The organism is Sorangium sp. So ce887, assembly GCF_051521455.1.
GTDB lineage: Bacteria > Myxococcota_A > Polyangia > Polyangiales > Polyangiaceae > Sorangium.
The window spans coordinates 2330980-2357633 of the sequence record NZ_CP150354.1; the positions used below are offsets into that span (position 1 = coordinate 2330980).

Sequence of the window (26654 nt, forward strand, 5' to 3'; positions counted from 1 at the left end):
GCATGATGGACGTCCGCGGGCGAACAGTGATCATCGTCGGGCTCGGCCGGAGCGGTGTCGCGGCTGCGCGCCTCCTGCTGGAGCGCGGCGCGCGCGTGATCGCGAACGACGGCGCGCCGCGCGAGCGGCTCTCCGCCGCGGCGGCGTCCCTCGAGGCGGAGGGCGCTGTCCTCGCGCCGGGCGGGCACGACCCGGCGCTGTTCGACGGCGCCGACCTCGTGGTCGTCTCGCCGGGCGTGCCGTCGTTCCCCGCGCTCGACGCGGTCGCGCGCTCCGGGCGCGAGGTCATCGGCGAACTCGAGCTCGCGTCGCGCTTCGTGTCGGCGCCGATCGTGCTGGTCGGCGGGACCAACGGAAAGAGCACCACGACGGCGCTCACGGGCGCGATGCTCGAGCGGGCCGGCCTCCGCACCTTCGTCGGCGGCAACTTCGGGACCCCCCTCGCCGAGGTCGTCGGGGAGGCGTGGGATGTGCTCGTCCTCGAGATCTCGAGCTACCAGGCGGAGCGCGTCCCGACGCTGCACGCCCGCGCCCATGCCCTGCTGAACATCACGGACGATCACCTCGATCGCTACCCGAGCTTCGCGGCGTACGCCGACGCGAAGGGCAACCCGTTCGAGCGCATGACGCCGGAGGATGTCGCGGTCGTGCCCTTCGGCGACGAGCTCGCCGCCGGCCAGGCGGCGCGCGGGCGCGCCCGCGTCGTGACGTTCAGCGCGCGCGACGCTCGCGCCGACGTCAGCGCCCCGGGCGGCGCGATCGTCGACCGCGTCACCGGCGCGAGCTACCCGCTGGATCGCGTCCGGCTCACGGGCGCGCACAACCTCGCGAACGCCTGCGCCTCCGTCGCGCTGGCCGCCGCGCTCGGCGCCCCCGCGTCGGCCATCGCCGACGCGCTCGCGCGCTTCGAGGGGCTCCCGCACCGGACCGCGCTCGTCGCGGACGTCGAGGGCGTCCGCTACTACGACGACTCCAAGGGGACCAACGTCGGCGCCTCGGTCGCCGCGCTCACCGGCCTGCGCGAGGCGAAGGCCGTGCTGATCGCGGGCGGGCGCGACAAGCTCGGCGACTACGCGCCGCTCGTGGCCGCGCTGCGCGAGCGGGGGCGCGCCCTCGTCGTCCTCGGCGAGGCGGCGGACCGCATCGCCGCCGCGGCAGACGGCGTCTTGCCGATCGCGCGGGCCGGCTCGATGGATGCAGCGGTCCTCGCCGCGCGGGCGCTCGCCCGGCCGGGCGACGCGGTGCTGCTCAGCCCCGCGTGCTCCAGCTTCGACATGTTCCGCGACTACAAGGATCGCGGCGACGCCTTCGTCCGCGCGGTCGGCGAGCTCCAGCGACCTGCCGGCGGGGCTGCCGGGGAGGTGGCGTCGTGATGTCGTGGAGCGACAGGCTCGGCGCGCGCGGCGACGCGCCCAAGAACCGGCACATCGGTCCCTCGGAGCAGGACAAGTCGGCGCCGGGCGCGGTCGCGGCGGTCGCCGAGGCGTTCTGGAAGGGGCGATCGAGCCCCTCGGGGCCCGTCGACGCCCTCCTCGCGGCGGTCGTCACGGCGCTCATCGGCTTCGGCGTGGTGATGGTCTACAGCGCGAGCGCGGTCGAGGCGACGGTGCGCTACAAGGACGCGCAGTTCTTCCTCAAGCGCCAGGCCATCTACGCGGTCCTCTCGATCGCCACGATGTGGATCACGAGCCGCATCGATCATCGCCGGCTCAAGGTCCTCACGTACCCGGTGCTCATCGTCGTGACCGCGATGCTCGTCGCCTGCGTGGCGGGGCTCGGCCACAAGGCGGGCAACGCCTACCGTTGGATCGCGCTCGGCCCGGTCCACGTGCAGCCGGCCGAGGTGGCGAAGCTCGGGATCGTCCTCTGGCTCGCCTACTCGCTCTCCAAGAAGGCCGACCGCATCAGGTCGTTCTCCGTCGGCTTCCTACCGCACCTCCTCGTGGTCGGGATCCTGATGCTCCTCTGCCTCAAGCAGCCCGACTTCGGCAGCGCGGTCGTGCTGCTCTTCCTGACCTTCACGCTGCTGTTCGTGGCGGGCGCGCGCGTCCCGTACATCGCCGCGTTCTCCATGCTGCTGGCGCTCGCCGGCGCCGCGCTCGTGCGCTTCAGCGGCTACCGCTACGCGCGCTACCTCGCGTGGATCGACATGGACAACAACCGCGCCGACCTGGCGTACCAGCCGTTCCAGTCGGTCATGAGCTTCGGCTCCGGGGGGCTCTTCGGCCTCGGCCTCGGGCGGGGGCTGCAGGTGCTCTACCTGCCGGAGGCGCACACCGATTTCGTGTCGGCGATCGTCGGCGAGGAGCTCGGCTTCGTCGGCATCGTCGGCCTCTGCGCGGCGTACCTCGTCATCGTCTCGCGGGGCGTGAAGATCGCCCTCGAGGCCGACGACGACTACGGCAGCTTCATGGCGTTCGGCATCGCGACGCTCTTCGGCGTGCAGGCGATGACGAACCTCGCGGTGGCGATGGCGATCCTCCCCACGAAGGGGCTCACGCTGCCGTTCCTCAGCTACGGCGGCTCGTCGCTGCTCGTGAACGCCGCGGCCGCGGGCATCCTGCTCAGCATCAGCCGATCGCGGACCCCGGTGGCCTCCCAGCTGCGCGGCGCGGCGGGCGCTTCGCCCGTCCCGAACGCGCCGAGCGCCTCGGCCGTGGTCGTCGCGTCGGCCGAGGAGGGCGGCGCATGGTGACCGTCCTGATCGCCGGAGGCGGCACCGGCGGCCACGTCTTCCCGATGGTCGCCGTGGGCGACGCCGTCCGCGCCGCGGCGCGCGACGACGGAGCGCGCGTCGTCTACGTCGGCACCGCGCGCGGCATCGAGGCGCGCGTCATGCGCGAGCGCGGCGACACCCTCGAGCTACTCCACGTCCTGCCGCTCCGCGGGGGCGGCCTCTCCGGCTTCGTGCGCGGCGCCGTCTGCGCGGGCCGCGTGCTCCCGGAGGCGAGGCGGCTCGTCGAGCGGCTCGACGCCCGCGTGGTGCTCTCGCTCGGCGGGTACGCGGGCGGACCGGTCTCCCTCGCGGCGCGCTCGCTCGGCGTGCCGGTCGCGATCCTGGAGCCGAACAGCGTCCTCGGGCTCTCGAACCGGCTCCTCTCGCCCATCGTCGATCGCGCGTACGTCGCCTTCCCGGAGACGGCGCGCGCGCTGCGTCCGAGCACGGTGCGTCTCTTCGGCGTCCCGCTCCGTCGCGCCTTCGCCCGCGCGCCATACGCGCCGCGCGAGGGCAAGCTCCGCCTGCTCGTGCTCGGCGGCAGTCAGGGCGCGCTCGCCCTGAACGACATTGTCCCGCGCGCGATCGCCCAGGGCCGCGAGCGCGGCGTCGACCTCGACGTGGTGCACCAGACGGGCAGGGACCGCGAGGCCGCCGTCCGGTCGCTCTACGCCGAGCTCGGCCTCTCCGGGCGCGCGCGCGTCGTCCCGTTCATCGACGACGTGGCGGAGGCGCTCGCCGCGGCCGACGTCGTGATCGCCCGCGCGGGCGCGTCGACGCTCGCCGAGCTCTGCGCCGTCGGGCGCCCCTCGATCTTGATCCCCTACCCGTTCGCGGCCGACGATCACCAGCTGAAGAACGCGCAGTCCCTCGAGCGGGCCTCCGCCGCGGTGGCCATCGCCCAGGCTGACGCCACCGAGGCGCGCCTCGCCGGCGAGATCGCCCGCCTCGCGGCGGCTCCGGCGCTCCGCGCCCGCATGGCGGACGCCGCGGCGGCCTTCGCCACGCCGGACGCCGCGGCGCGCGTCGCCGCCGATCTGCTCGAGCTCGCGCGAGCTCCGCGCCACCGCGCGCTGCGCTTCCCCGTCCTCGGCGGTCGCGCGGAGCGCGCAGGGGAGGCGCCGCGCCGCGCCGCGATGAACGAGGCCGCGCCGCTCGGTGCTGCCCTCGGTCGGGAGGAGGCAGGCTGATGTTCCGCGGTCGCGTTCGCCACGTTCACTTCGTCGGCATCGGGGGCGTCGGGATGAGCGGCCTCGCCGAGATCCTGCGCTCGCTCGAGTTCGAGGTCTCCGGCTCGGACCTCAAGGAGAGCTCGACGACGCGGCGGCTCACGTCGCTCGGCGTCCGGATCGACATCGGCCACCGCGCCGAGAACGTCTGCGGCGTCGACGTCGTCGTCTACTCGAGCGCCGTCCGGCCCGACAACCCCGAGCTCACCGAGGCGCGCGCGCTCGGGATCCCGGCGATCGGGCGGGCGGAGATGCTCGCCGAGCTGATGCGGGTGAAGTACGGCGTCGCGATCGCGGGCTCGCACGGCAAGACCACCACGACCTCCCTCGTCGCCACGGTCCTGCGCGCCGCCGGCCTCGATCCCACCGTCGTCGTCGGCGGCAAGATGGCGGCGCTCGGCACGAACGCGCGGCTCGGCGCCGGCGACCTGCTCGTCGCCGAGGCCGACGAGAGCGACGGCTCGTTCCTGCGGCTCACCCCGACGATCGCGGTCGTCACCAACATCGACGCCGAGCACCTCGACCACTACGGCACGCACGAGCGCATCAAGGACGCCTTCGTCGAGTTTGCCGCGCGCGTGCCGTTCTACGGGCTCGCCGTGCTCTGCCTCGACCATCCGCACGTCCAGGATCTGCTCCCGCGCATCCCGCGCCGCCACGTGACGTACGGCGTCTCGCCGCAGTCGGATTACTCCGCGCGCGGCATCCAGTTCCGCGGCCTCGAGACGAGCTTCAACGCGTACCGCCGGGGGGAGCCGCTCGGCGGCTTCACGGTGAAGATGCCGGGCGCGCACAACGTCCTGAACTGCCTCGCCACGATCGCGGTCGCGGACGAGCTCGAGGTGCCGCTCGACGTCACCAAGCAGGCGCTCGCCACGTTCGGCGGCGTCGCGCGCCGCTTCTCCGTCGTCGGATCCATCGGCGGCGTCACGCTGGTCGACGACTATGGCCACCACCCGGCCGAGATCCGCGCCACCGTCGACGCGGCCCGGCGCGCGTTCCCCGGCGAGGACCACCGCATCGTCGTGGCCTTCCAGCCGCACCGGCACACCCGCACGCGCGATCTCTACGACGAGTTCACGCGCGCCTTCAACCAGGCCGACGTGCTGCTCGTGACGGACATCTACCCCGCCGGCGAGGCGCCGATCCCCGGCGTCACCGCCGAGCGCCTCGTCCAGTCGATCCGGGAGCACGGCCACCACGACGCGCGCTTCGTTGCGGACAAGGCCGACCTCCCGGAGGCCCTCGAGCAGATCGTCCGGCCGGGCGACGTGGTCATCGCGCTCGGCGCGGGCGACGTGAACGCCTGCGTGCGGGAGCTGAAGGCGCGGCTCGAGGCGAAGATCCCGCCGCAGGAGGGCAGCTCATGACCGAGCGCCCGAGCGCCCCGCCGCCGAACCGTCGTCGCGCGTCGACGCCGGTGCCCGCGGCGCCGCCTGGTCGGGCGGCGTCCGCGCGCGGCTCGAAGCCGGAGCCTGTGGCCCCGGTGCGGGCGCCGAAGAACGCGCGCGTGCGCGCGGCGACCCCGTCATCGCACGAGTCACCGGCCCCGCCCGCGACCAGCGTCTCCGTGCGCCCGCCGCGCCCGCCGGTGAAGGGCGGCTCGCCCAAAGAGACGCGCCCTGCGCGGCCGATGTCGCGCCACTTCCGCGCGCTCCAGCTCCTCGCGGGCGCCGCCGTCGTGCTCATTGCCTCGACCGCGGTCGCGTGGGGCGCGCGGCGCTACATCGTGTCGAGCCCGCGCTTCGCCGTGCGCACGGTGCTCGTCGACGGCGTCCAGCGCCGCACCGCCGAGCAGGTGGCGAGCTCCGGCGGCATCGAGGTCGGCAAGAACATCTTCACGCTCGACCTCGAGCTCGCCAGCGCCTCGATCTCCACCGATCCCTGGATCGAGAAGGCGACGGTCATCCGCAAGCTCCCCTCGACGATCCACGTCAGCGTCGTCGAGCGGGAGGCGCAAGCCCTGGTCGCGATCGGCGGCGATCTCTACCTCGCGACGCGCGACGGCGAGCTCTTCAAGGAGCTCGCCGAGGACGATCCGGTCGATCTCCCGATCGTCACGGGGATCACCGGCGAGCAGGTGGCGCGGGATCGCGCCGGCGTCGTCATCGCGGTGCGGCGCCTGCTCGACGTGGTCGAGGACATGGAGCGCGCCGGCCTCGCTCGCCGCTATCCGATCCAGGAGCTCCACGTCGAGCGGGACGGGTCGGTCGTCATCACCATCGGCAAGGAGGGGATCGCGCTCCACCTCGGCCAGCCGCCTTACCGCGACAAGGTCGGCCAGGCGGCGCGGGTGCTCACCGAGCTCGCCCAGCGGAAGGCGAGCGCGTCGGTGATCTTCCTGGACAACGACGCGCACCCCGAGCGCGTCGTGGTGAGGATGAAATGACCGCCGTCGCGCCCGCTCTCTGCGTCGGTGATCGCCGAGCAAAATTTGGCCGGTTCTGCTGGCTCATGGCAGCGTCGTGCCCGCCTGACACGCGCATGGGGCTCGTCCCCGCATGAGGTGGTGCACGCAATGAAGAGCCGGATGGAGACTACTGAGATCGTCGTCGGCCTGGACATCGGGACGACCAAGGTCTCGGCGGTCGTGGGCGAGATCGACGCGGATGGGATCACCATCCTCGGGGTGGGCAACGTCCCGTGCCGCGGCCTGCGAAAGGGCGTCGTGAGCAACATCGACTGGACGGTCCGCTCGATCGCCGAGGCGATCGAGGCCGCGCAGACGATGGCGGGTGTCGAGATCCGCACCGTCTATGCCGGCGTCGCGGGCAGCCACATCCGCTGCCAGCAGTCCGACGGCGTCGCTGCGATCTCCGGCGGCGAGGTCACCCGGCTCGACGTCGAGCGGGTCCTCGAGGGCGCGCGGGCCATCCCGGTCGACGCCGATCGCCAGATCATGCACGTCTTGCCGCGCGAGTTCATGGTCGACAACCAGGACGGCATCCGCGATCCGGTCGGCATGAGCGGCGTCCGGCTCGGGGTCAAGGTGAACCTCATCACCGCCGCGACCTCGTGCGTGCAGAACGTCGTCCGCTGCGCGGAGCGCTGCGGCCTCACCGTGGCCGACGTCGTGCTGGAGCCGCTGGCCAGCGCCGAGGCGGTGCTCTCCGAGGACGAGAAGGAGATCGGCGTCGCCATCATCGACATCGGCGGCGGCACGACCGATCTGCTCCTTTACGTGGACGGCGGCATCGCGCACGCCAGCGTGATCCCGGCGGGCGGCAACAACGTGACCGCGGACATCGCCGCCGGGCTTCGCACGCCGATGGGTGAGGCCGAGCGCCTGAAGCGCAACGCCGGCTGCGCCCTCGGCCGCATGGTCGGCGACGAGGAGGAGATCGAGGTCCCCGGCGTCGGCGGGCACCTGCCGCGCAAGGCGTCGCGCCGCGTCCTGTCGGACATCATCGAGCCGCGCGTCGAGGAGATCTTCGCCGTCATCCGCAAGCGGATCGAGGACACCGGGATGCTGGAGCAGCTCTCGGCCGGCGCGGTGCTCACCGGCGGCGGCGTCCTGATGGAAGGCATGACGGAGTTCGCCGAGGAGATCCTCGGGATGCCGGTGCGCCTCGGCGTGCCGGTCGGCGTGCGGGGCATCACGCAGCTCGTGGCCGGCCCGCAGTACGCGACCGGCGTGGGCCTCGTCCAGTACGGCGCCAACGCGCTCGCGCAGGCGCGCGCGCTCGCGCCGGTGAAGCTCGAGGTCGGCCACGCCGGCCGCGCGGAGAGCCGCCGCGAGAAGCTCCGAGAGCGCGAGTCGCGCCGTGAAGTCATCGAAGAAATGTCGATTGAAAAGAGGTCGAGCGGGAGGTTCTGGAACTGGCTCCGAGCAGCATTCTAGGCATGACGTAGCAAGAGAAAGTTGTTAGAGAATTGGGTTTGAGAGGGTCGGAGAACGCACCGGCGTTCCCTCTTGAAACCAAAGTTAAGAGGGTTTGAAAAACGGTGTTCGAAGGGGAAGAGGCGCCCCTCGGAACGCCGTCCGGAGCGAGGACGTCCTCGCGCATTAGGGTTCCGTGCCGCTCGACCACCGCGAGGGTCGGCGCCGGGCCGAGCGGCTAGCTGTACATCCCCGGGAGGAGTTCATGAGTTTCTCCATCGAGTTTGCCGACGAACACACCGGGTACGACGCCCGGATCAAGGTCATCGGTTGTGGCGGTTCTGGCGGCAATGCAGTCAACACGATGATCAACTTCGGCCTCGAGGGCGTGGAGTTCATCGTCGTCAACACGGACGCTCAGGCGCTCGGCGCGAGCCTGGCTCCGACCAAGCTCCACATCGGGGCGAGCGTCACGCGGGGGCTCGGCGCGGGCGCCGATCCCGAGAAGGGGCGCAAGGCGGCGCTCGAGGACGTGACCCGCGTGAAGGAGTGCATCCAGGGCGCGGACATGGTGTTCGTCACCGCGGGGATGGGCGGCGGCACCGGCACGGGCGCCGCGCCGGTCATCGCGCAGCTCGCGCGCGAGGAGGGCTGCCTCACCGTCGGCGTCGTGACGAAGCCGTTCTTCTTCGAGGGCAAGCAGCGCTCGCGCCGCGCCGAGCTCGGCCTCGCGATGCTCACGGAGCACGTCGACACGCTGATCACGATCCCGAACCAGAAGCTCCTCTCGCTGGGCGACGAGGACCTCTCGTTCGTCGAGGCGTTCCGCAAGGCGGATGAGGTCCTCTACCAGGCGATCAAGGGCATCAGCGATCTCATCACGCAGAACGGGATCGTGAACGTCGACTTCGCGGACGTGAAGACGGTCATGTCCAACATGGGCCGCGCGCTCATGGGCACCGGCTGCGCGAAGGGTCAGGGCCGCGCTCGGCTCGCCGCCGAGATGGCGGTCAGCTCGCCGCTGCTCGACGACATCTCGGTCGAGGGCGCGACGGGCGTGCTCATCAACATCGTCGGCGGCCCCGACATGCGGATGCGCGAGATCGAGGAGGCCGCGACGCTCGTGCAGGAGCAGGCGCACGAGGACGCGAACATCATCTTCGGCGCGACGATCGACGAGAACATGGGCGAGATGATCAAGGTCACGGTCATCGCGACCGGCTTCGATCACCTCGTCGCCGAGGTCCCCCAGCAGTACGCGAGCGCCGCGCAGCCCCGCGCCACCGCGCACTCCATCGGCGCGTCGCTCGCCGCAGCGGCCGGGCCGATGTCGGCCCGCTCCGCCCCGAGCGCTCCTCCCATGACGCAGCGCCAGCCGCACCGTCATGAAGAGGTCGCGTACCCGACCACCCGCCGGCCCGCGCCGCAGGTGCAGTCGGCGGGCGGCGGCGGCGGCCCGCGCGACCGCGCGAGCTTCGTCCCGCCGCTCGACTCCGACTGGGACACGCCCGCGTTCCAGCGCCGCGGCCAGTAGCAGCGCCGCGGTCTGCACGGAAGACCTCGCGACGCACAGCCCATCGTGGGCGTTCACGCTGTATTACGCGTTGACAGGCGCGGGCGAGGACTTATGGTCTGCCGGCGCCTATGCCCCCTGTCGGGCAGGATCGACGCGGCGGTCCATCATTCATGAGTGAAAAGCGCGACTTCTACGAAGTTCTTGGCCTCGCGCGAGACGCGACGCCTGACGACATTCGCAAGGCCTATCGTCAGGCTGCGTTGAAGTATCACCCGGACCGAAATCCCGGCGATGCATCGGCGGAGTCTCGCTTCAAAGAGGCCACCGAGGCGTACCAGGTCCTCTCCGACGAGGAGAAGCGCAGGCGGTACGACCAGTTCGGGCACGCCGGCCTCGAGGGGATGGGCGGCGGGGCCGACAGCGACATCTTCTCCCACTTCCAGGACATCTTCTCGGAGTTCTTCGGCGGCTTCGGCGGCGGGCAGCGCCGGCGGCGCGGGCCGGCGCGCGGCCAGGACATCCGGGTTCAGCAGCGGCTCTCGCTGCGCGACGCCCTGCTCGGCTGCAAGCGGGAGGTCGTCCTTCGCACGCCGGTGGCGTGCGAGGAGTGCTCCGGCTCGGGCGCGAAGCCGGGGACCAAGCGCAAGCCGTGCGGTACGTGCGGCGGCGCCGGTCAGGTCTCGACCTCGCGCGGCTTCGTCATGTTCACCCAGACCTGCCCCGAGTGCTCGGGCGAGGGGTCGGTCATCAAGACGCCGTGCGCCATCTGCAAGGGGTTCGGTGCCGTCGAGAAGACGCGGAAGGTCGTGGTGAACTTCCCGGCCGGCATCGATGGCGGCCAGCGGCTGCGGGTGCCCGGTCAGGGCATGCCGGGCGCCCAGGGCGCGCCGCCCGGCGATCTGTACGTCGACGTCGATCTCGCCGCGGACGAGCGCTTCGAGCGCGACGGCCTCGACCTCATCACGCGGGTGCCGATCCCCTTCGTCGACGCGGCGCTCGGCAGCACGGTCAAGATCGACCTGCCGGACGACACGGCGGTCGACGTCGAGATCCCGGCGGGCGTCCAGCCCGGCGAGGTGATCTCGGTCAAGGGCAAGGGAGCGCCCCGGATCGACGGCCGCGGCCGCGGCACGCTCCAGGTGCTCATCCAGGTCGAGGTGCCGCGGAACCTCTCGCCCGCGGCGCAGGAGCTGCTCCGCAGGTTCCAGGACGAGGTAGCGAAGAACCAGCCGGCGGCGAAGGCGGCGACCGCGTAGCGCAGGTCGTGCGAGAACCGGTCCGCGCCAGGCGGACCGCCGGGGGCGGGGGAGAGCGCCAGGGGAGACGCGGTCAGGGCCGCGCGCATCTTGCCGCAATGCGGCGGCCCGGAGTCCGGCAGGGGCTCGGGCGCGCGGCGCGAGAGCGCGCCGGGCTCAGCGCGTCGTGCCGATCCAGGCGCCCGCGCAGGCGAGGCTGAAGGCGATGGGGGCGACCGCGGTCGCGAACACGACGGCGACGGGCGCTGCGAGGCCGAGCAGCACCAGGGTGCCCAGGATGGCGAGCGCCGCGGAGGCGGCCGGCTCGAGGAGGCTGCTCGTCGACGAGGCCCGGGCGACGAGGTAGCCGGCGAAGGGGAAGGCCGCGATCGCCCCCGCGACAAGCAGCAGGAGCGGCGCTGCCGCGGCGGTCGTGGCGTCGCCCCGGTCCACCGCCGCGAAGTCGACGCCGAAGCGGTGGCCGAGCGCGATCGCGAGGGCGAGCGTGGTCGTCATGACCCCGACCGTGACGAGCGCGCCGAAGGCGATCCAGGTGAGCGTCACCGGTCGCTCCGTGCGCCTCAGCGCCTCGCGCATCGTTCCGAGCGACGGCGGCGCGATGTGCGGAAGGAAGCGGCGCTCCCTGCGCTGCGAGCTGTGGGGCAACGCGCTCCGGCGGAGCAGGTCGCGCGCGGCGAGGAAGGTCACGGAGCCGATGCCGAGGAGCATCGGCGCCGCGAGGACGAGCGCGACCGGGCGGCACGCGAAGACGATGTAGTCGTAGGCGCCGTTGAGCAGCATCGCGCCGAGCCACGCGGCGTTGAAGCGACGCCCGCCCAGCGGCCGCTTGCGCTCGCGACCCAGCGCGTAGCCCCAGAGCGAGGCGAAGGAGAGGTGCGCCGGCACGGCGAGCAGGGCCCGCACGATGTCGATCGACGAGAGGGGCCGGCCCCACAGGTACACGGCGTTGTGGGCCGACACGAACCCGAGCGCCGCAGCAGCCGCGTAGACGAGCCCATCGAAGGGCTCGTCCACGGCGCGCAGCCGGGCGATCGGCGCGACGGCCGCCACCTTCAGCCCCTGCTCCAGCGGCGCCGCGACCACGAAGAGGTAGACGAGCGTCACGGCATCGAGCGTGCTGGCGTTCTTGTCGAGGCCTTGCCAGCGCTGGAGGAAGCTCTCGATCAGCAGCGCCGGCACGAACGCGAGCGCGCCGAGCAGCGCGGTCCCCACCACGAACCGGCGCCTCCCATAGAGGCGCTGTGACCCGAGGAGGAGCGCGGCGAGCCCTCCGACCGGCGCGGCGACGGTGGCGAACCAGAGGAGCACGGAGACAGCGTTCATGGCGCGGGGGGCGAGGCGGCGGAGCCGGTTTCGCGGCGGCTAGAAGTGGAGCCCGGCGACAGCGGTCAGGGCGAGCGCCGAGCCCACGCTGGAGCCCTCGGCCGCCAGCAGATCGGCCTTGGCCTGCTGCGGTGTGGTGGCGGCTTCGCCCTTGATCCGGTCGATCTCCGCCGACGAGAGGCCCGGCCTGGTCAGCGCCAGGAGCTCCCAGCTCGCGTTCGCGCCGATCGAGAAGACCGGCGACAGGTAGAGGTCGAGCCCACCGGAGATCCTCCCGTAGAAGCCGCGGATCGCGATGGCGTCGGCCGCGCCGCTCACCGCGCTCTTGAAGCTGCCCAGGCCGGCGTAGCCGAAGCCCAGATCGACGTGCGGGTCGAGCCGGCCGAGCGGGAGGTGCATGCCGATCTCGCCGCCGGCGCTGAAGAGCTGCCAGTCGCTGAAGAACCCGACCCGCCCGCGCGCGCCCAGCGTGAAGTACAGGAGCCGGACGCCGACACCGGCGCCGAGGACGCCGCCGTTCGCCGAGCTCGAGATGAACCCGGCCGTGAGCTCGTCCTCGTCGATGTTGAACGTCTGGAGGCCGACGTTCTCGTAGCCTCCCTCGACGTTCAACCAGACGATCTCGAGACCTCGTCCTGAGTCCTCTCTCTTTGCCTCGTCGAGGCGCCGCTCGGTGCCGCCGTCGGGCGACACGGGCTCCGGCTCGGGCATCGCCATCGGAGGGGGCGGCGAAAGGCCTCCGGCTTGCATCGACGGATCGTACGGGTTCGGCTGCGAGGGTGCGGCACCGGTGGGCGAGGCGGCGCTGGCACCGCTCAGCGACGTCCCCGGCGCCGGCTGGCCCTGCTGTGCCGCGGCGGTGGACGCCGCGGCGGTTGACGTGAGAACCGTGAGCAGGCACAGCGCGCGGCGAGCGATCATTCGTCCTCTTCCTGGATATTGCTGTCGAGCCCGCCTGTCCGTCCCATCGACTCCAGCGCCTCGGCATCTTCTGTCGAGGAGACGGGTGGGCCCGGCACCCGGTAGCCGCCGTCGAGCCAGCGGCCGAGGTCCACCAGCTTGCACTGGGCCGAGCAGAACGGAAAGGCCGGGTTCTCGGGCCTGGGCCCCGCCGACTTGCGGCAAATCGGGCACATCGCGCCTGCCGAAGCTCCCATGCGGCGTACCGTAGCAGCGTCCATCGCGGGCATGTAGCCCGCCTCGGCGCGCCGGACCGACCTCGCCGGAGCGGCGCTCGCTCAGCGCGCCGGGACAGCGAGGTACCGGGTCGCCCCGTTGCGCCGCACCCGGAGCAGCAGATCCTGGCGCCCGACCGCGCGCAGGCGCGCGGTCAGATCGGCCCCGTCCCGCACCGGCGCGCCGTTCAGATCGAGCACCACGTCGCCGACCTCGAGGTGGCCAGCCGCCGGGCTTTGCGGCGCGATCGACTCGATGCGCGCTCCTTCGAGCGCGTCGCCCGCCAGCACGCCGAGCGGCGGCTCCTCGGCGTCCCCGTGGGCGCGGTCGCCCGGCACGCGCCGGCTCGGCCACGCATCGTGCCGGGCCGACCGCTCGAGCTTCACCGTGGCGCGCCGGTCCGCGCCGTCGCGCTTGTAGGTGAGCTTCACCTCGTCGCCGGGCTTGGAGCGCCGGAGCGCGCGCGCGAGCTCGCGGGCGTGATCGACGCGGCGCCCCTCGACCGACGTGATCACGTCGCCGGGCTTGAAGCCCAGGCGCGACCCGGGGCTCTCCGGCTCGACCTCGGTGATCAGCGCGCCCATCCGGGCGGGCAGCCGGAGCACCCGCGCGAGCTGCGAGGACACCTCCTGGAAGCTGATCCCGATTCGCCCGCGGTCCACGCGGCCGGTCTCCCGCAGCTCGGGGAGGATCTCCAGGACCTCGTCGATCGGCACGGCGAAGCTGATGCCGCGGCCGCCTTCGTGGATCGCCGTCGCGATGCCGATCACCTGTCCCGCCGCGTTGAAGAGCGGCCCGCCGCTGTTGCCGGGGTTGATGGCGGCGTCGGTCTGGAGGAAGCCGTCGAGGCTCCCCGCGCCCATCGGCCTCGACGTCGCGCTGATGATGCCCCGGGTCACCGTCGGTCCGAGCCCGAACGGGTTGCCGATCACGATGACGTCGTCGCCAAGCCGGATCGGCGCGCTCGATCCGAGGGACGCGACGCGCAGCGACCCCGCCCCGCGCAGCTTCAGCAGCGCCACGTCGAGCATCGGATCGCGCCCGACCACCGTCGCCTCGAAGGCGCGCTCGTCCGAGAGCTGCACCTCGATGCCGAACGCGTCGCCGATCACGTGATCGCTCGTCAGCACGAGCCCCTCCGTGGCGATCACGAACCCCGATCCGATCGCCCGCTCCACCCGCGGCACACCGCCGCCGAAGGGGTAGATGGGCGTCGCGCGCCCGCCCGGCAGCGAGGTCGCCCGCAGGGTGGCGACGGTCACCACCACGGGCCGCGCGCGCTCGATCAGCGCAGGCAAGGTCATCGTGGCGCCGGCCGCCGGCGGCGCGGGCGGCGCCTCCTCGCGCGGGATCGAGCACGGCGCGCTCGCCTCCTCGCGCGGCGCCGCCGGGGGTACGAGCGCGGCCGCCCGGTTGTCGCACGCAGCGAGCGGCGCGGCGCCGAGCCACCCGACACACGCCCATGCGGCAGCGCGGAGCCGTCCCACGCGCCGCACGTAGAGCTTCGACGGCAGACCGCAAGGAGCGCCAGGACCACGCGCTGGAGGGCGCCCCGCGCGCAGGCGAGCGACGCGGTGACCTGGCCTGGCCGCGTACAGGCGGGCGACGCGGCGACCTGGCCTGGACAGGGCGGCGCGGCGCGCTCAGCCGGGAGGCGCGCCTCGCGCGGCCTCCGTGCGCACCACCTGGACGACGACCTCCACCAGGCGGCCGCCGGGCTGAGCGAACGACGCCTTGCCGCGGCCGCCTTCGAAGCGCCACGCCAGATCGGCCGGCGCGCCTGTCTCGCCGTGATCCGCGCCGGCGCGGATCACGGCGCTGACCTCCAGCGTCTGTTTCCCGGCCGTCACGGCGCCGCGGCCCACGGCGAACGTCCCGCGGCCGAGCAGCGCGACCGTCCGCTTCGCCAGGTTGCCGAGGTGCCGCTCGGGCGGCTCTTCCCCCTCCGGACGCCACGACGCGATGTGCCCGGCCTCGTCGATGTCGATCACGAAGCGCGCCTTGCCGGCGCTCCCCAGCGGCAGCGTTGCCCAGATCGGGTCCGCCTGGCACGCAGGAGGAATGGCCCTCGTGAAAGCGCGCCCGAGGTTGCGCACCGCGCTGGCGCCGGCCGCCCCGAAGTCGCCCTGGCCGGCCTCGCCCGCGCCGTCGCTCGTCCGCGGGGTGGCGGAGCGCGCCGTGTCGCCGGCGGTCTCGTTCGCCGCGGGCTCCCGGCGCTCGTCTGCGGGCCGAGACGCTGCCCTGGGTCGAGGCCCCGTCTTCGGCCGAGGCGCCGCCTGGACGCGCGGCGCGGCCGTCGCGGGCGGCGGCGGCTCGCCGCCCGCTGCGTGGCGCTCCGCGGGCGCTGGAGGCCGCGTGGCGTCTACGGGAGCGTGCGCCGCCGGGGCGCTCTCCGGTCCGGTGCGAGCGTCGACCGGGGGCGTTGAACCCCCGCTGCCTGGCAGCGCAGCGGTGGTCCCGGTCCAGAGATCGATGGGCTCGCGCTCCGCCGTGGGCACGGCGGAATCGCTCTCTGGCGTCTCCGGCGACAGCCGCGCGGACCCCCACGCGCCCAGGTGGACGAGCGCCGATACCAGGAGCGCCGGCAGCATCGCTCGTTGATCGCGCATCGGCTCGCACTCCGCGCCTGGGCCCGGTCGAAGGGGCCGCGACTCCCAGCACCTCGCTGAAGCTCGTTGCCCGTGGCCCGTGGTTCTGCCAGACAGCATCGCGTCTGCAACGTTCCCGAGCGCGCCTTGAAGCTCCTCGCCCTCTCGACATCGACCCCGCGCGGCAGCGTCGCGCTCCTGGACGCAGCGGACCTGGACGGTTCCGCCGAGGCGGCCGCGCCTCGAGGCGGCGCCCTCTCCGGCGGTGAGCGCGCGGCGGCGTCGGGCGCAGGCGCACGCCTGCTCGCCGCGACGACGTACGCTGACCTGCACGGGCACGCGGAGCGCATCTTCGGCGCCATCGACGAGGTGCTCGCCGCGGCAGGCATCCCGGCCGCGGCGATCGAGGCGCTCGGCTGCGACGTGGGGCCCGGCTCGTTCACCGGGGTCCGTGTGGCGGTGGCGGCGGCCAAGGGCGTCGCGCTGGCGCTCGATGTCCCGGTCGCTGGCGTCACGTCGCTCGAGGCGATGGCCGCCGCCGCCTTCGCCGGAGGCGCGGCGGCCCCCGGCGACCTGCTGGTCCCGCTGATCGACGCCAAGAAGGGGGAGGTCTTCCTCGCCGCCTTCGACCGGCCCGCAGGGGCGCCGGAGATGTCGCCGCGACACCTGCCGCGCGACGCGGCCTTCGACGCGGTGGCATCGCTCGCCGCGGGGCGTCGGATCGTCGTCGTCGGCGCGGTCGCTGGGGAGATCGAGGCGCTCCGGCCGCTCGCAGTCCGGGGCGAGGCGCTCGATTTCCCCGACGCCGCATTCATCGGGCGCCTTGCGATCGACCGGCTCCGGGCCGCCGCTGCGGGCGGAGAGCGCGGGCGAGCGGCCGCCGAGCACGACCCGGCGCTCCTCGAGCCGCTCTATGTGCGCGCGCCGGACGCGAAGCCAGCCGAGCTGGGATACACTGCGCCCCGATGACCAGCTCGTCTGAAGGGGACGGCGTCGCATCCGACGCGGAGGGCGAGGCCTCGGGCCCCGGCGACGCGGAGCGCGCGCCGCTGCCCGCCGCCGCGGCGGCGCCTGCGCGTCCTCGCTCCAGCCCCCCTGCAGCGCTCGATGCGCCCGACGAGCTCGCCGCCCACGTGGAGCCGGTGGACTCGGCGCCTGATCTCGAGCGGCTCCGCGCTCGGTTCGGCCGCCCGTTCGAGGCGGGCGACGTCATCTTCCGCGAGGGCGAGCCCGGGACCGAGGCGTATCTCCTGGAGGAGGGGCGGATCCGGCTCATCAAGAAGGTCCGCGGCGCCGAGCGCAGCCTGATGGTCCTGAAGCCCGGCGACCTGTTCGGCGAGTCCGCGCTCCTCGGCGGCGCGGCGCGCTGGTCGACGGCGATCGCGCTGTCCCGCGGCGTCGCGCTCGCGCTCGATCACGGCACGCTGCAGAACCTCGTCGAGCGCAACCCGGCCGTCGCCCTGCGCATCATCAAGCAGCTCGTGGGTCGGCTCCGCGACGCGGAGGACCAGATCGAGATCATGATGCTCAACGACACGCAATCGAAGGTGGTGAACGCGCTGCTCAAGCTCGCGCAGCAGTCGCGCGCCGCGAGCGGCACCTCCTCGAACGGCGCCTCGTTCGCGATCTCGCCGATGGAGCTGTCCACCCGCGTCGGTCTCGACGTGGATACCGTGAAGCGCGCGGTGCAGCAGCTCCGCGAGGGCCAGTACCTGCGCGTCGCCGACGAGCGCCTCGAGATCCCCGACATCGACGCTCTGCGGCGACTGTTCAGCCTACTCGGCGTCAAGGACGAGATCCGTGGCGAACAGTGACGGCCAGGAATGGCCTGCTCCGTCATCCTAAGTCGACCTGACATCTGCTGGAAGCGGAATCGCGATCACGAGGACGCGCCGCGTCTTCAGGGCAGATTCGCGGGTTGACGTGACCAGCGGCCTGGTTTACTCAGGGGTCCCCGCAGGGCAGTCGACCTCCCGCCCTGACGTGTTGCCGCGCTGCGGCATTGCTCAGCAGCGGATTCAAGATCGCACATGACATCGCAGCGACACATGACAGCAGCGACCCGCGCGGGGTGCATCCGCGGCGCGGCTGTTGTCTCGTCGCTCTGCTCGCTGTTGTCGGTTGCGTCAGTGGCGTCGGTTGCGTCGGTTGCGTCGTTCACGCTCGCGGCGTGCGGCGGCGCGCAGCCTGGGGCGCAGGCGGACGAGACGCGGTCGATCGCGGAGTATGACCTCGCGCGCGATGCGTTCCAGCACGGCCGCCTGCGCGAGGCGCTCGCGCACATCGAGCAGGCGCTCGCGCTCGACGAGGACAACGCGGAGGCGGCCTATCTCGGCGCCCTGCTCCTGCTCGGCTTCTGCGCGGGCGACGCTCAGTCGAGCGACTGCCGCTTCGACAGCGCCGAGAAGATGGCGCGGCGGGCCCTCGAGGCGAACCCCGAGATGCGGGACGCGAAGAACGCGCTGGGGGTCATCCTCGTGCACCAGCGGCGCTACGACGAGGCGATCACGGTGCTCAAGCCGCTCACCGAGGACATCCTCTACGCTTCGCCGGAGAAGTCGTGGGGCAACCTGGGCTGGGCGTACCTGCTCAAGGGCAGCAACGACGAGGCGATCGACGCGCTACGCCGCGCCGTCGCGGCGCAGCCGCTCTTCTGCGTTGGGCAGTACCGGCTCGGCCTCGCCTATGAGAAGCGGGGCGAGCTCGATCTGGCGCGCGAAGCGTTCACCAGGGCGGTCGAGACCGACCAGCCGGAGTGCCGGCGGCTGCAGGACGCGTTTGACGCGCGCGCCCGCGTCGCCGAGAAGAGGGGGCTTGTGGACGACGCGCGCGCCGATCTCGAGCGGTGCCGCGAGATCGATGAGAGGACGGCGGTAGGGCAGCGCTGCGCTGCACAGTTACAGACGTTGCAATAAACCCTCGGCGCCGCTCTCTCCGAGAAGGATGTCGGGGCGCGATGAGGGGTTGAGCAACGGTTCTCGGGGTGAGTAGAGTGACGACCGAATGACGATGGGTGGAATGGGATGGAGTCGATCGGACGCTACCTGAGACGCACGCGTGAGGCCCGAGCCATGAGCGTGGAGGAGGTCGCCCGCGCCACGCGCATCCCCGTGATCTCCATCGAACGGATCGAGGCAGATCACTTCGATGACCTGCCCGGCGAGGTGTTCGTTCGCGGGTTCCTGAAGGCGTATGCCCGCGCCGTCTCGCTCCCGATGGAGGAGGTGCTGGCCCGGTACACGGCGAGCCGCCGGATCGCGCTTGTGACGCCGCTGCCGATCGCAGCGCCCGCGCGCCGCACCCAGAGCAGGCGGTTCGGGGTCGCGATCGCGTTCGTGTTGCTGCTCATCCTGTTCACGCTGGCGCTCAGCATCGTGCTTCGACCCCGCGGCCATGACATGCCGCCGGAGCTGTCGGAGGGCACCCTCTCGCGGGCTCGTACCGCCCTCTCGACCTGAGGGCCAAATTTTCGCCGCGCGCTCGCCGCGGCTCGCGCTGCAACCCGCCGTCCCCTTCCAACACCTGCCATGCCCCGATCCGTTCGCCCGCGGACGGAGCGGCTCCGCACCGAGGCGCTCCTGGTCCGGCGTGTCCCCTTCGGTGAAGCCGATCTCCTGGTCGGGCTCTTCACCGAGCAGGGCGGGCTCCTCTCTGCCACCGCGCGCGGCGCGCGCCGCTCGACGAAGCGCTTCCCGGCGCTCGAGCCGATGCACCTGCTCCGCGTGACCCTGGAGATCCGCCCCGGCGCCGAGCTGGCGCAGCTCACCGAGGCCGCGATCGAGCGCCCGCGCCTGCGGCTCGCGGGGGATCTCGGGCGCCTCGAGGTGGCCGGACGCGCGCTGCGCTGGGTGCGCGAGATCGCGCCGCCGCACACCGCCGAGCGCGCGGCGTGGCAGGAGCTGAACCAGCTCCTCGACCGCCTCGACGAGGTGTCCCCGGCGCCCCCGCAGGCGCTGCTGGCGGAGACCGGCCTGCGCCTGCTGGCCGCCTTCGGCTGGGGTCTCGAGCTCGCGCAGTGCGTCCGGTGCGGGCGCGCTTGCGACGCGACGCAGTCCGCCCAGGTCGACCCGGCGCGCGGCGGCCTCGTGTGCCGGGCGTGCGGCGGCGGCCCTCTCCTGCTGCGGCCGGAGCCGCGGGAGCGCCTGCTCGCCGCGATGCTCGGCGGTACCCCGATCCCGGACGAGGACGTCCCGATCGCGCTCGATCTGGTGGAGGGCGCGCTCACCGCGCACGCGAGCGGCGGCTAGGGTCTCAGGCCACGGCTTTCCAGAAGCGGCTCACCGCGCGCGGCGCGTCCGGAGGCCCCTCGATCTCCACGTACGGCCTGCCGGGCGCGGTGCGCGGGAACGAGAAGCTGCCGGTGTTCGCGTACCCGTCGCCGAGCGCTTCGCGGTGCGTGTGACCGAAGACGACCAGCTTCGCGCCGGTCGTCCTCGCCACGTGGCCGGCGCTCTCGGCCAGCCGCTCCGCGACCGTTCCGGCGTAGCGGTTGTGTCCGTTCGCCCAGCTCACGCCCATCAGCAGCGCGCCCAGCCCGAGCGCCGCGGCGCCGGTCCCCCGCGCGCGCAGCCCGAGCGCCGCGAGCCCGGCGCCCATCGACAGCGTCGCGATCACGCGATCGAAGTACAGCCGCGTGAACGTGCTCGCCGCGCTCTCGAGCGTCGGCGTCGCCGCGAGCCCGAGGAGCTCGTCGGCCATCGCGCGCGGCACCCCGAGCTCGTGCGCGAAGCGCTCGACGACCGCGGCCCCCACCGTCGCTTCGCCTCGCGCGCGGTAGAGCGGCCCGCTCTTCAACATCGCGCCGATCGCCGCGTGGAAGTAGCGGTAGATGACGTGGGGCGCGCGGGGGCCGTACCAGGTGAACGCCGAGACGAACAGGCTGAGCGGCGTCTGGTCGTTCGCCTGCAGGTAGCGGTGCGCTCCGGTCGGCGCGATGAACTCCTCGACGAAGTGAACGCCGAGGCTGCGCTCGCCGACCACGAGCGGGTGAGCAGGGGCGTTGTCCGGATCGTACAGGTGCCCGTGCTCGATATGGATCGCCCCCTCGCGAAAGAACCAGGGCGTCGTCCGGATCCGCGACCGGGCCTCGCCGGTCGCCTCGAGCGCCTCCGCCAGCGCTTGCGGAAAGTCGGGCGCTCCGACCTCGGCGTCGTGATTGCCCCCCGCGAGCCAGAGCTCGCCGCCCCGGTCGAGGTGCTCGGCGAGCGCCGCCCGCGCGGTCGGGTGCGCGAAGAGCGCCTCGCGCAGCGCGCGCGGCCGCGGCATCCAGGGCGACTCGGAGGAGAGATCGAACAGATCGCCCGCGATCACGATGCGGGCTCCCGGATGGGCCGCCACGAACCGGGCGAGATCGGCGGTCACGTCGCCCGGCGTCTGGCGCACGAGATGGAGATCTGCGAGCACGACCGTGCGGCGCTGCGTCATGATCCTTCCTATTCACCACGTCCGTCCGGACGCTGCAACTCGTCGCCCGTCGCACGATCTCGCCAGGACGGGGGACCGCAACCCGACGAGCTCGGCCCTCCACGCCGCCGTCGCGGGCACGGCCCTCCTGGGCTCGACGCCCCCACCGCCGCGTCCCATGCAAGCAGGTATGGAAGGTTCGGCGCGGACGCGACCTTGGGCCCAGCGGGGGAGCGATGGACTGCTCGCGGAGATCACCCGCGCGCTGAAGGGCCAGGACATCGAGGCCCTCTCCCAGCTCTACGCCGAGGACGCGGTGATCGAGGAGGTGAGCAGCCGACATCCCCCGGCCCACCCCAACGTCACCACCGGGAGGCAGGCGATCCTGGAGCGGCTCAAGAACGAGCTCTTCCGCGATCCGGTCTCGGGCTGGGAGCGCCAGCTCGACGCGACGGAGATCCTGGACGGCATCGAGACCGACGACGGGCTGGCGTTCATGGAGGTGCGGGTCTACGCCGCGGGCGATCGGGTCTTCGCGCAGCACCTCGCCCGCAAGGAGAACGGGCTCATCGGCCACGATCGCGTCGTCGTCGTCTGGGACGCGGAGTGAGCCGCTGCCAGCGACCGGCGACGCTGCCACCGCGCGCCTGCGACGTTGGCGCTGCTCGCTCTCGGAGGCGATGTAGAGTGCCGCCGTGACCACCGCCGTCCTCCTCAGCTGCCACGGCACCGTCGAGCGGCTCGACGATCTGCCCGCGTTCCTCTCCAACATCCGCCGCGGCCGGCCGGCCCCGCCGGAGCTGATCGAGGAGGTGCGGCGCCGCTTCCAGAGGATCGGCGGCTCGCCGCTGCTGCGCCTCACGCAGGCCCAGGCGGACGCGCTCGCCGCGCGGCTCGGTCTCCCGGTCGCGATCGCGGGGCGTCTCTGGCACCCGTATCCCGAGGAGGTGCTCGGATCGCTCCACGGAAGCGGCGTGCGGCGCATCATCTCGCTGCCGCTCGCGCCGCAGTCCGTCGACGTCTACCACGCCGTGGTCCGCGACGCGGCCGCCAGGCAAGGCGGCATGGAGGTCCGGTGCGTGCCGGCGTGGGGGCTCGAGTCGGCGCTGATCGACGCCTTCGTCGAGGTGATCGACGAGGCGCTCGCGCGCTTCCCCGAGGAGAGCCGGGCGAAGGTGGCGGTGATCCTCTCGGCCCACAGCCTGCCGCAGCGGATCCTCTCCGCGGGCGATCCGTACGAGCGCCAGTTCCGCGCGATGGCCGCCGAGGTGGAGCGCCGCGTCGCCTCCCGGGGCAACCCGGTGCTCGTCGCCTTCCAGAGCCAGGGCATGACCGGTGACGCCTGGCTCGGCCCGGATCTCCGGTCGACGTTCGAGGCGCTCGCCGCGCGCGGCGCGCGCGAGGCGCTCATCGCGCCGATCGGCTTCGTCGCGGATCACGTCGAGACCCTCTACGATCTCGACGTGGAGGCGCACGTCGTCGCGCGGGACGCAGGCCTCGCTCGCCTGGAGCGGGCGCCGGCCGTGAACGCGCGGCCGCGCTTCATCGACGCCCTGGAGGCGCTCGTCCGGCGCGAGCTCGGGACGGCCGCGCCGTAGGCGGGCCTGCGCCGGCTCAGCGGCCTGCGCCTCTGCTCCTGCGCGGGAGCCTCGCGACGGCCGCGTTTCAGCGGCCTGCGCTTCTGCTCCTGCGCGGGAGCCTCGCGATGGCCGCGTTGAGCAGCCCGGGGGCGTGCCTCGCGAGGGACACCCCGAGCTTCGCGTGGCCGGTGACGATCGCCTCGGCGCGGCGCGCGACGATGGCGTCCATGATCTGCCGTGCCGCCGCCTTCGTCGGCATGACGAGCCAGCGCGGCACCGGCTCCGGGGCGCCGTCGCGGAGCTTGCCCGCGTTGTCGATACGACGGATTTCGCTCTCGATGAACCCCGGCGCGATGTGCGTGACCGCCACGCCCTCGGCGTGGAGCTCGCCGCGCAGTGTCTCGGCGAGGGCGCGCACCGCGAACTTGCTCATGGTGTAGGCGCCCATCGTGGGGAACGCGACGTAGCCGCTCGCGCTGCCGATGAGCGCGACGCCGCCGCGCGATCGCTTGAGCTCCGGCAGCGCGGCCTTCACGGTGCGCAGCGCGCCGAAGACGTTCGTCTCGAGCTGCCGTCGGAAGTCGTCGAGCGAGAGGTCCTCGACGCGGCCCGTCACGCCGAACCCGGCGTTCGCGATGGCGATGTCGAGGCGCCCGAACGCCACGCGCGCCTGCTCGACGGCGCGCTCCACGTCGCCGTCGCGCGTGACGTCGCACTGGGCCGCGATCGCCTCGCCGCCGGACGCCCGGACCTCGCTCGCGAGCGCCTCGAGTCGCTCGGTCCGCCGCGCCGCGAGGACGACCCGGCCGCCGCGCCGGGCGACCTCCCGCGCGAGCGCCTCGCCGATGCCCGACGACGCGCCCGTGATCAGAACGACCTGCCCTGCGAGCCTGCTTGCCATGGTTCCCCGCATACCACGATCGCGCGGGAGCGAGCCCTGGCGCGCCCTCGGCCGCTCGCTCATGCTCGGCCCTCCTCCTCTCGGCTAGGATGGCCTTGCCCGGCTCGACCGGGCGCCGCCTTTCCAGCAGCCAACTCCGAGTGAACCCGCACGGTTACGTGCGGGTTCATCCGACTGCGAACGATGGCGCACGGTTGTGCACGGGGTCCCATGCGAAGCCACTCGATCCGCCGCTCTCTCGCCGCTCTCCTCGTTGCCGCCGCCTGCGCGGCCCAGGCTCCTGCGTCCGCCGAGCCGCCTTCCTCGCTCGCGCGCGCGGAGGCGCTCCTCGCGCAAGGCGACTACGCGGGCGCCGAGAAGGTCGTCCTCGCCCTCCAGGGCGGGACGGAGCGCGCCGGGGCGCTGCTCACGAAGGCGCGGATCGAGCTGCTCACCGGCCGTTACGACGACGCGGCGAAGACGGCGAAGGCGGCCGCCGCGCTCGGCAAGGAGGCGAGGATCGCCGCCGCGCCGCTCCGGGCCGAGGCGCTCGCGCGCCGCGGGAAGATGGCCGAGGCGATCGCGGCGGCGCGCGAGGTCGAGCGGGAGGACGAGGCCCGCCGCGCGCGGCTCCTGCTCGGCGAGCTCCTGATCCGATCGGGCAAGCGCGGCGAGGCGCGCGCGCCGCTGATGACGATCATCGACGACTACAACGACGACAAGATCACCGCGGACGACGCGGAGGGGCTGTCCCTGGTCGGGCGCGCGGCGCACCTGCTCCGGAGCGCGCGCGACGCGAACGACGCGTTCAACGCGGCCGAGAAGGTCGGGGGCAAGCAGCGGGTCGAGACGTTGCTCTGGCGGGCCGAGCTGTTCCTCGACAAGTACGACCCCGGCCACGCCGGGCAGGTGCTGAAGGAGGCGCTCAAGCTCGCCCCGAAGGACCCGGTGGCCCGCGTCGCGATGGCGCGGGTTAAGCTCGACAGCGCGCTGGACTTCGGCGGCGCCGACAGCGAGATCGCGCAGGCGCTCTCGGTGAACCCGAACCTCGCGCAGGCCTATTTCGTGCGCGCCGGGCTCGCGCTTCGCGACATGGACATCGGCGCCGCGGACGCCGCCGCGGACCGCGGGCTCAAGGTGAACCCGAGCGACCTGGAGCTGCTCTCGATCAAGGCGGCGGGCCGCTTCCTCGCCGACGACGCGGCCGGCTTCGAGGCCCTCAAGGCGAAGGTGCTCGGCCTGAACCCGGAGTTCTCGCGGTTCTTCCAGATCGTCGGCGAGTTCGCGGAGTGGGAGCACCGCTACGACGACATCGTCAAGATGATGGGGGAGGCGGCGCAGGTCGATCCGAACGACGCGAAGGCGTACGCCACGCTCGGGCTGAACCTGATCCGCGCCGGCGACGAGAAGGGCGGCCTCCAGGCGCTCCAGAAGGCGTGGGACAAGGACCGCTTCAACGTGCGGGTCTTCAACACGCTGAACCTCTTCGAGAAGGACATCGCTACCCAGTATGTGACCGTGGAGGGACAGACGTTCCGCGTCCGCTACCACAAGCAAGAGCGGGCGATCCTGGAGCGGTACGTGCCGCGGATGCTCGAGGAGGCCTGGGGCTCGATGGTGAAGCGCTACGGCTTCACGCCGAAGGTGCCGGTCTCGATCGAGCTCTACGCGTCGACGGAGAACTTCAGCGTCAGGACGAGCGGCCTGCCCAACGTGGGCATCCAGGGCGTCTGCTTCGGCCAGACGCTCGCCGCGCTGAGCCCGGCGGCGGCGGAGTTCAACTGGGGGAACGTGCTGTGGCACGAGCTCGGGCACGTCTTCGCGATCCAGCTCTCGAAGAACCACGTCCCGCGCTGGTTCACCGAGGGGCTCAGCGAGTACGAGACGATCGTGCGGCGGCCGGAGTGGCACCGCGAGGAGGATCCGGCGCTGTTCGCCGCCCTGAAGGGCGGGAGGATCCCGGGGGTCGAGGGGTTCAACCGGGCCTTCACGCACGTCGACGACATCGAGGACGTGACGATGGCCTACTTCGCGGCGAGCCAGATCGTGGTCTTCATGGTCGAGGAGTTCGGCTTCCCGAAGGTCGTGTCGATGCTGCCCCGGTGGGCCGCGGGCAAGCGGACGCCCGACGTCGTGAAGGAGTCGCTCGGCATCGGCGCCGAGGAGCTGGATCGGCGCTTCCGCGCGTGGCTGAAGCCCCGCCTCGAGCGCTACGAGAAGCAGTACGTCCCCGACCTGCAGGCGCCGCCGCTCGACGAGGCGCGCAAGGCAGCGGCGCGCGCGCCGAAGGACGCGAAGCGGCTCGTCGAGCTCGCGCTGGCGCTGGAGAAGGACGGGCAGCGACAGGAGGCGGAGGCGGTGCTCGCCGAGGCGCTCCGGGTGGACCCGAAGCAGCCCGACGCGAGCTACCTCAAGGTGCGCGCGGCGTTCGCCGAGAAGAAGCCCGACGAGGCGGCGAGGCTGCTGAGCAAGATGATCGCCGACGGCCACGACGGCTACGTCGTGCGGATGAAGCTGGCCGATCTCGCCGAGCTGAAGAAGGACGCGGCGAGGATGAAGGCGAACCTCGAGGCGGCGTCGCGCCTGGATCCCACGCAGGCCGAGCCGCTCCAGGGCCTCTGCGACCTCGCGCGCCGGCAGAAGGACGCGGCGGGCGAGCTCTCGGCGCTGCGCCGGCTCGCGCTCCTCGATCAGCACGATCGCCGGGTCTGGCGTCGGCTCCTCCGGCTGCTCGTGGAGCGCGGCGCGTGGGAGGAGGCGCGCAAGGTCGGCGAGAGCGCGATCTACGTCGACGTGGCGAACCCGGAGATCCACCGGCTCTATGCGCGAGCGCTGGCGCGCACGGGGCGGCATGTCTCGGCGGTCTACGAGCTGAACAGCGCGCTCCTGTCCGGGCCGAAGGCCGGGGACGCGGCCGAGATCTACGGGGAGCTCGCCAAGGCGTACGCGAAGATGAAGCGGGACGACTACGCGAAGCAGGCGCTGGAGTATCAGAAGGCGATGAGGGGCGCGTCGCCGCCCGCGCCGCGGGCGATGCCGGACTGAGGTGATCGACAGCGCGGCCGTCGCGCCGTCGAGACCTGGGGGGCAGCTGGCTGCCCTCGGGGGACCGGAAACGGTCTGGGGGAGGCAGCTGGCTGCCCTCGGCGGACCGGAAACGATCTCGT

Annotated in this window: 23 protein-coding genes; 16 read left to right on the plus strand and 7 right to left on the minus strand. The window is 72.9% G+C overall.

The genetic code is table 11. The annotated features are described in order from the left end of the window. Positions 1-2: 2 nt before the first annotated feature. The 8 genes from murD (at position 3) to dnaJ (ending at position 10537) form a co-directional block, all read left to right on the plus strand. Positions 3-1373: a UDP-N-acetylmuramoyl-L-alanine--D-glutamate ligase gene (gene murD, locus WMF36_RS08760; RefSeq protein WP_437579161.1), complete on the plus strand. Its 1371-nt coding sequence runs from the start codon at positions 3-5 to the stop codon at positions 1371-1373. Further along, entirely contained in the window at positions 1373-2695 is a 1323-nt protein-coding gene (gene ftsW / locus WMF36_RS08765; protein ID WP_437581871.1) for a putative lipid II flippase FtsW, read from the plus strand. Before murD ends, ftsW begins: the two co-directional genes overlap by 1 nt. Continuing rightward, positions 2689-3906 carry an undecaprenyldiphospho-muramoylpentapeptide beta-N-acetylglucosaminyltransferase gene (murG, locus tag WMF36_RS08770; protein ID WP_437579162.1) on the plus strand — a complete coding sequence of 406 codons (1218 nt, stop codon included), beginning with the start codon at positions 2689-2691 and terminating at the stop codon, positions 3904-3906. Before ftsW ends, murG begins: the two co-directional genes overlap by 7 nt. Next, positions 3906-5315, plus strand: a complete 1410-nt coding sequence (gene murC, locus WMF36_RS08775; protein WP_437579163.1) for a UDP-N-acetylmuramate--L-alanine ligase — start codon at positions 3906-3908, stop codon at positions 5313-5315. Before murG ends, murC begins: the two co-directional genes overlap by 1 nt. Beyond that, positions 5312-6334: an FtsQ-type POTRA domain-containing protein gene (locus WMF36_RS08780; protein ID WP_437579164.1), complete on the plus strand. Its 1023-nt coding sequence runs from the start codon at positions 5312-5314 to the stop codon at positions 6332-6334. The genes murC and WMF36_RS08780 overlap by 4 nt, the downstream gene beginning before the upstream one ends. A 129-nt stretch (positions 6335-6463) precedes the next feature. Then, the gene (gene ftsA, locus WMF36_RS08785; protein ID WP_437488393.1) at positions 6464-7786 is read left to right on the plus strand and encodes a cell division protein FtsA; all 1323 of its coding nucleotides are present in this window, start codon (positions 6464-6466) and stop codon (positions 7784-7786) included. A gap of 244 nt (positions 7787-8030) precedes the next feature. Continuing rightward, entirely contained in the window at positions 8031-9299 is a 1269-nt protein-coding gene (gene ftsZ / locus WMF36_RS08790; RefSeq protein ID WP_437579165.1) for a cell division protein FtsZ, read from the plus strand. Between the two features lie 152 nt (positions 9300-9451). Continuing rightward, a complete protein-coding gene (gene dnaJ, locus WMF36_RS08795) occupies positions 9452-10537 on the plus strand; it encodes a molecular chaperone DnaJ (RefSeq protein WP_437579166.1) in 1086 nt (361 codons plus the stop codon). A 156-nt stretch (positions 10538-10693) separates the two neighbouring features. Here dnaJ and WMF36_RS08800 read toward each other — a convergent pair whose 3' ends face one another. The 5 genes from WMF36_RS08800 to WMF36_RS08820 all read right to left on the minus strand — a co-directional run bounded on the left by WMF36_RS08800 (position 10694) and on the right by WMF36_RS08820 (position 15645). Then, entirely contained in the window at positions 10694-11860 is a 1167-nt protein-coding gene (locus tag WMF36_RS08800) for a PrsW family intramembrane metalloprotease (RefSeq protein ID WP_437579167.1), read from the minus strand. 39 nt (positions 11861-11899) lie between these two features. Further along, on the minus strand, positions 11900-12781 hold the full coding sequence (locus tag WMF36_RS08805) for a hypothetical protein (RefSeq protein WP_437579168.1): 882 nt from the start codon (positions 12779-12781) through the stop codon (positions 11900-11902). After that, positions 12778-13017, minus strand: a complete 240-nt coding sequence (locus WMF36_RS08810; RefSeq protein WP_437579169.1) for a DNA gyrase inhibitor YacG — start codon at positions 13015-13017, stop codon at positions 12778-12780. The genes WMF36_RS08805 and WMF36_RS08810 overlap by 4 nt, the downstream gene beginning before the upstream one ends. 81 nt (positions 13018-13098) lie before the next feature. Next, positions 13099-14523: a trypsin-like peptidase domain-containing protein gene (locus WMF36_RS08815; RefSeq protein ID WP_437579170.1), complete on the minus strand. Its 1425-nt coding sequence runs from the start codon at positions 14521-14523 to the stop codon at positions 13099-13101. Between the two features lie 156 nt (positions 14524-14679). Continuing rightward, complete coding sequence (locus WMF36_RS08820; RefSeq protein ID WP_437579171.1) at positions 14680-15645, minus strand: hypothetical protein; 966 nt, start codon at positions 15643-15645, stop codon at positions 14680-14682. Positions 15646-15771: 126 nt separating this feature from the next. On the opposite strand from WMF36_RS08820, the gene tsaB reads away from it, so the two are divergent. The 5 genes from tsaB (at position 15772) to recO (ending at position 19871) form a co-directional block, all read left to right on the plus strand. Then, positions 15772-16593, plus strand: a complete 822-nt coding sequence (gene tsaB / locus WMF36_RS08825; protein WP_437579172.1) for a tRNA (adenosine(37)-N6)-threonylcarbamoyltransferase complex dimerization subunit type 1 TsaB — start codon at positions 15772-15774, stop codon at positions 16591-16593. Next, entirely contained in the window at positions 16590-17438 is an 849-nt protein-coding gene (locus WMF36_RS08830) for a Crp/Fnr family transcriptional regulator (protein WP_437579173.1), read from the plus strand. Before tsaB ends, WMF36_RS08830 begins: the two co-directional genes overlap by 4 nt. 315 nt (positions 17439-17753) lie before the next feature. Next, entirely contained in the window at positions 17754-18539 is a 786-nt protein-coding gene (locus tag WMF36_RS08835) for a tetratricopeptide repeat protein (RefSeq protein ID WP_437579174.1), read from the plus strand. Positions 18540-18647: 108 nt separating this feature from the next. Continuing rightward, positions 18648-19082 (plus strand): helix-turn-helix domain-containing protein, encoded by a 435-nt coding sequence (locus tag WMF36_RS08840; protein ID WP_437579175.1) that lies wholly within the window; start codon positions 18648-18650, stop codon positions 19080-19082. A gap of 69 nt (positions 19083-19151) precedes the next feature. Beyond that, positions 19152-19871, plus strand: coding sequence for a DNA repair protein RecO (gene recO / locus WMF36_RS08845; RefSeq protein WP_437579176.1), 720 nt, complete (start codon positions 19152-19154; stop codon positions 19869-19871). A 4-nt stretch (positions 19872-19875) separates the two neighbouring features. Here the strand turns inward: recO and WMF36_RS08850 are convergent, their stop codons facing one another. After that, positions 19876-21048, minus strand: coding sequence for a hypothetical protein (locus WMF36_RS08850; protein WP_437579177.1), 1173 nt, complete (start codon positions 21046-21048; stop codon positions 19876-19878). Between the two features lie 169 nt (positions 21049-21217). On the opposite strand from WMF36_RS08850, the gene WMF36_RS08855 reads away from it, so the two are divergent. Next, positions 21218-21637, plus strand: coding sequence for a hypothetical protein (locus tag WMF36_RS08855; RefSeq protein WP_437579178.1), 420 nt, complete (start codon positions 21218-21220; stop codon positions 21635-21637). An 85-nt stretch (positions 21638-21722) separates the two neighbouring features. Then, a complete protein-coding gene (gene hemH / locus WMF36_RS08860) occupies positions 21723-22625 on the plus strand; it encodes a ferrochelatase (RefSeq protein ID WP_437579179.1) in 903 nt (300 codons plus the stop codon). Positions 22626-22692: 67 nt separating this feature from the next. Here hemH and WMF36_RS08865 read toward each other — a convergent pair whose 3' ends face one another. Next, the gene (locus tag WMF36_RS08865) at positions 22693-23508 is read right to left on the minus strand and encodes an SDR family oxidoreductase (RefSeq protein WP_437579180.1); all 816 of its coding nucleotides are present in this window, start codon (positions 23506-23508) and stop codon (positions 22693-22695) included. A 210-nt stretch (positions 23509-23718) separates the two neighbouring features. On the opposite strand from WMF36_RS08865, the gene WMF36_RS08870 reads away from it, so the two are divergent. After that, positions 23719-26532: a tetratricopeptide repeat protein gene (locus WMF36_RS08870; protein WP_437579181.1), complete on the plus strand. Its 2814-nt coding sequence runs from the start codon at positions 23719-23721 to the stop codon at positions 26530-26532. Positions 26533-26654 lie beyond the last annotated feature (122 nt).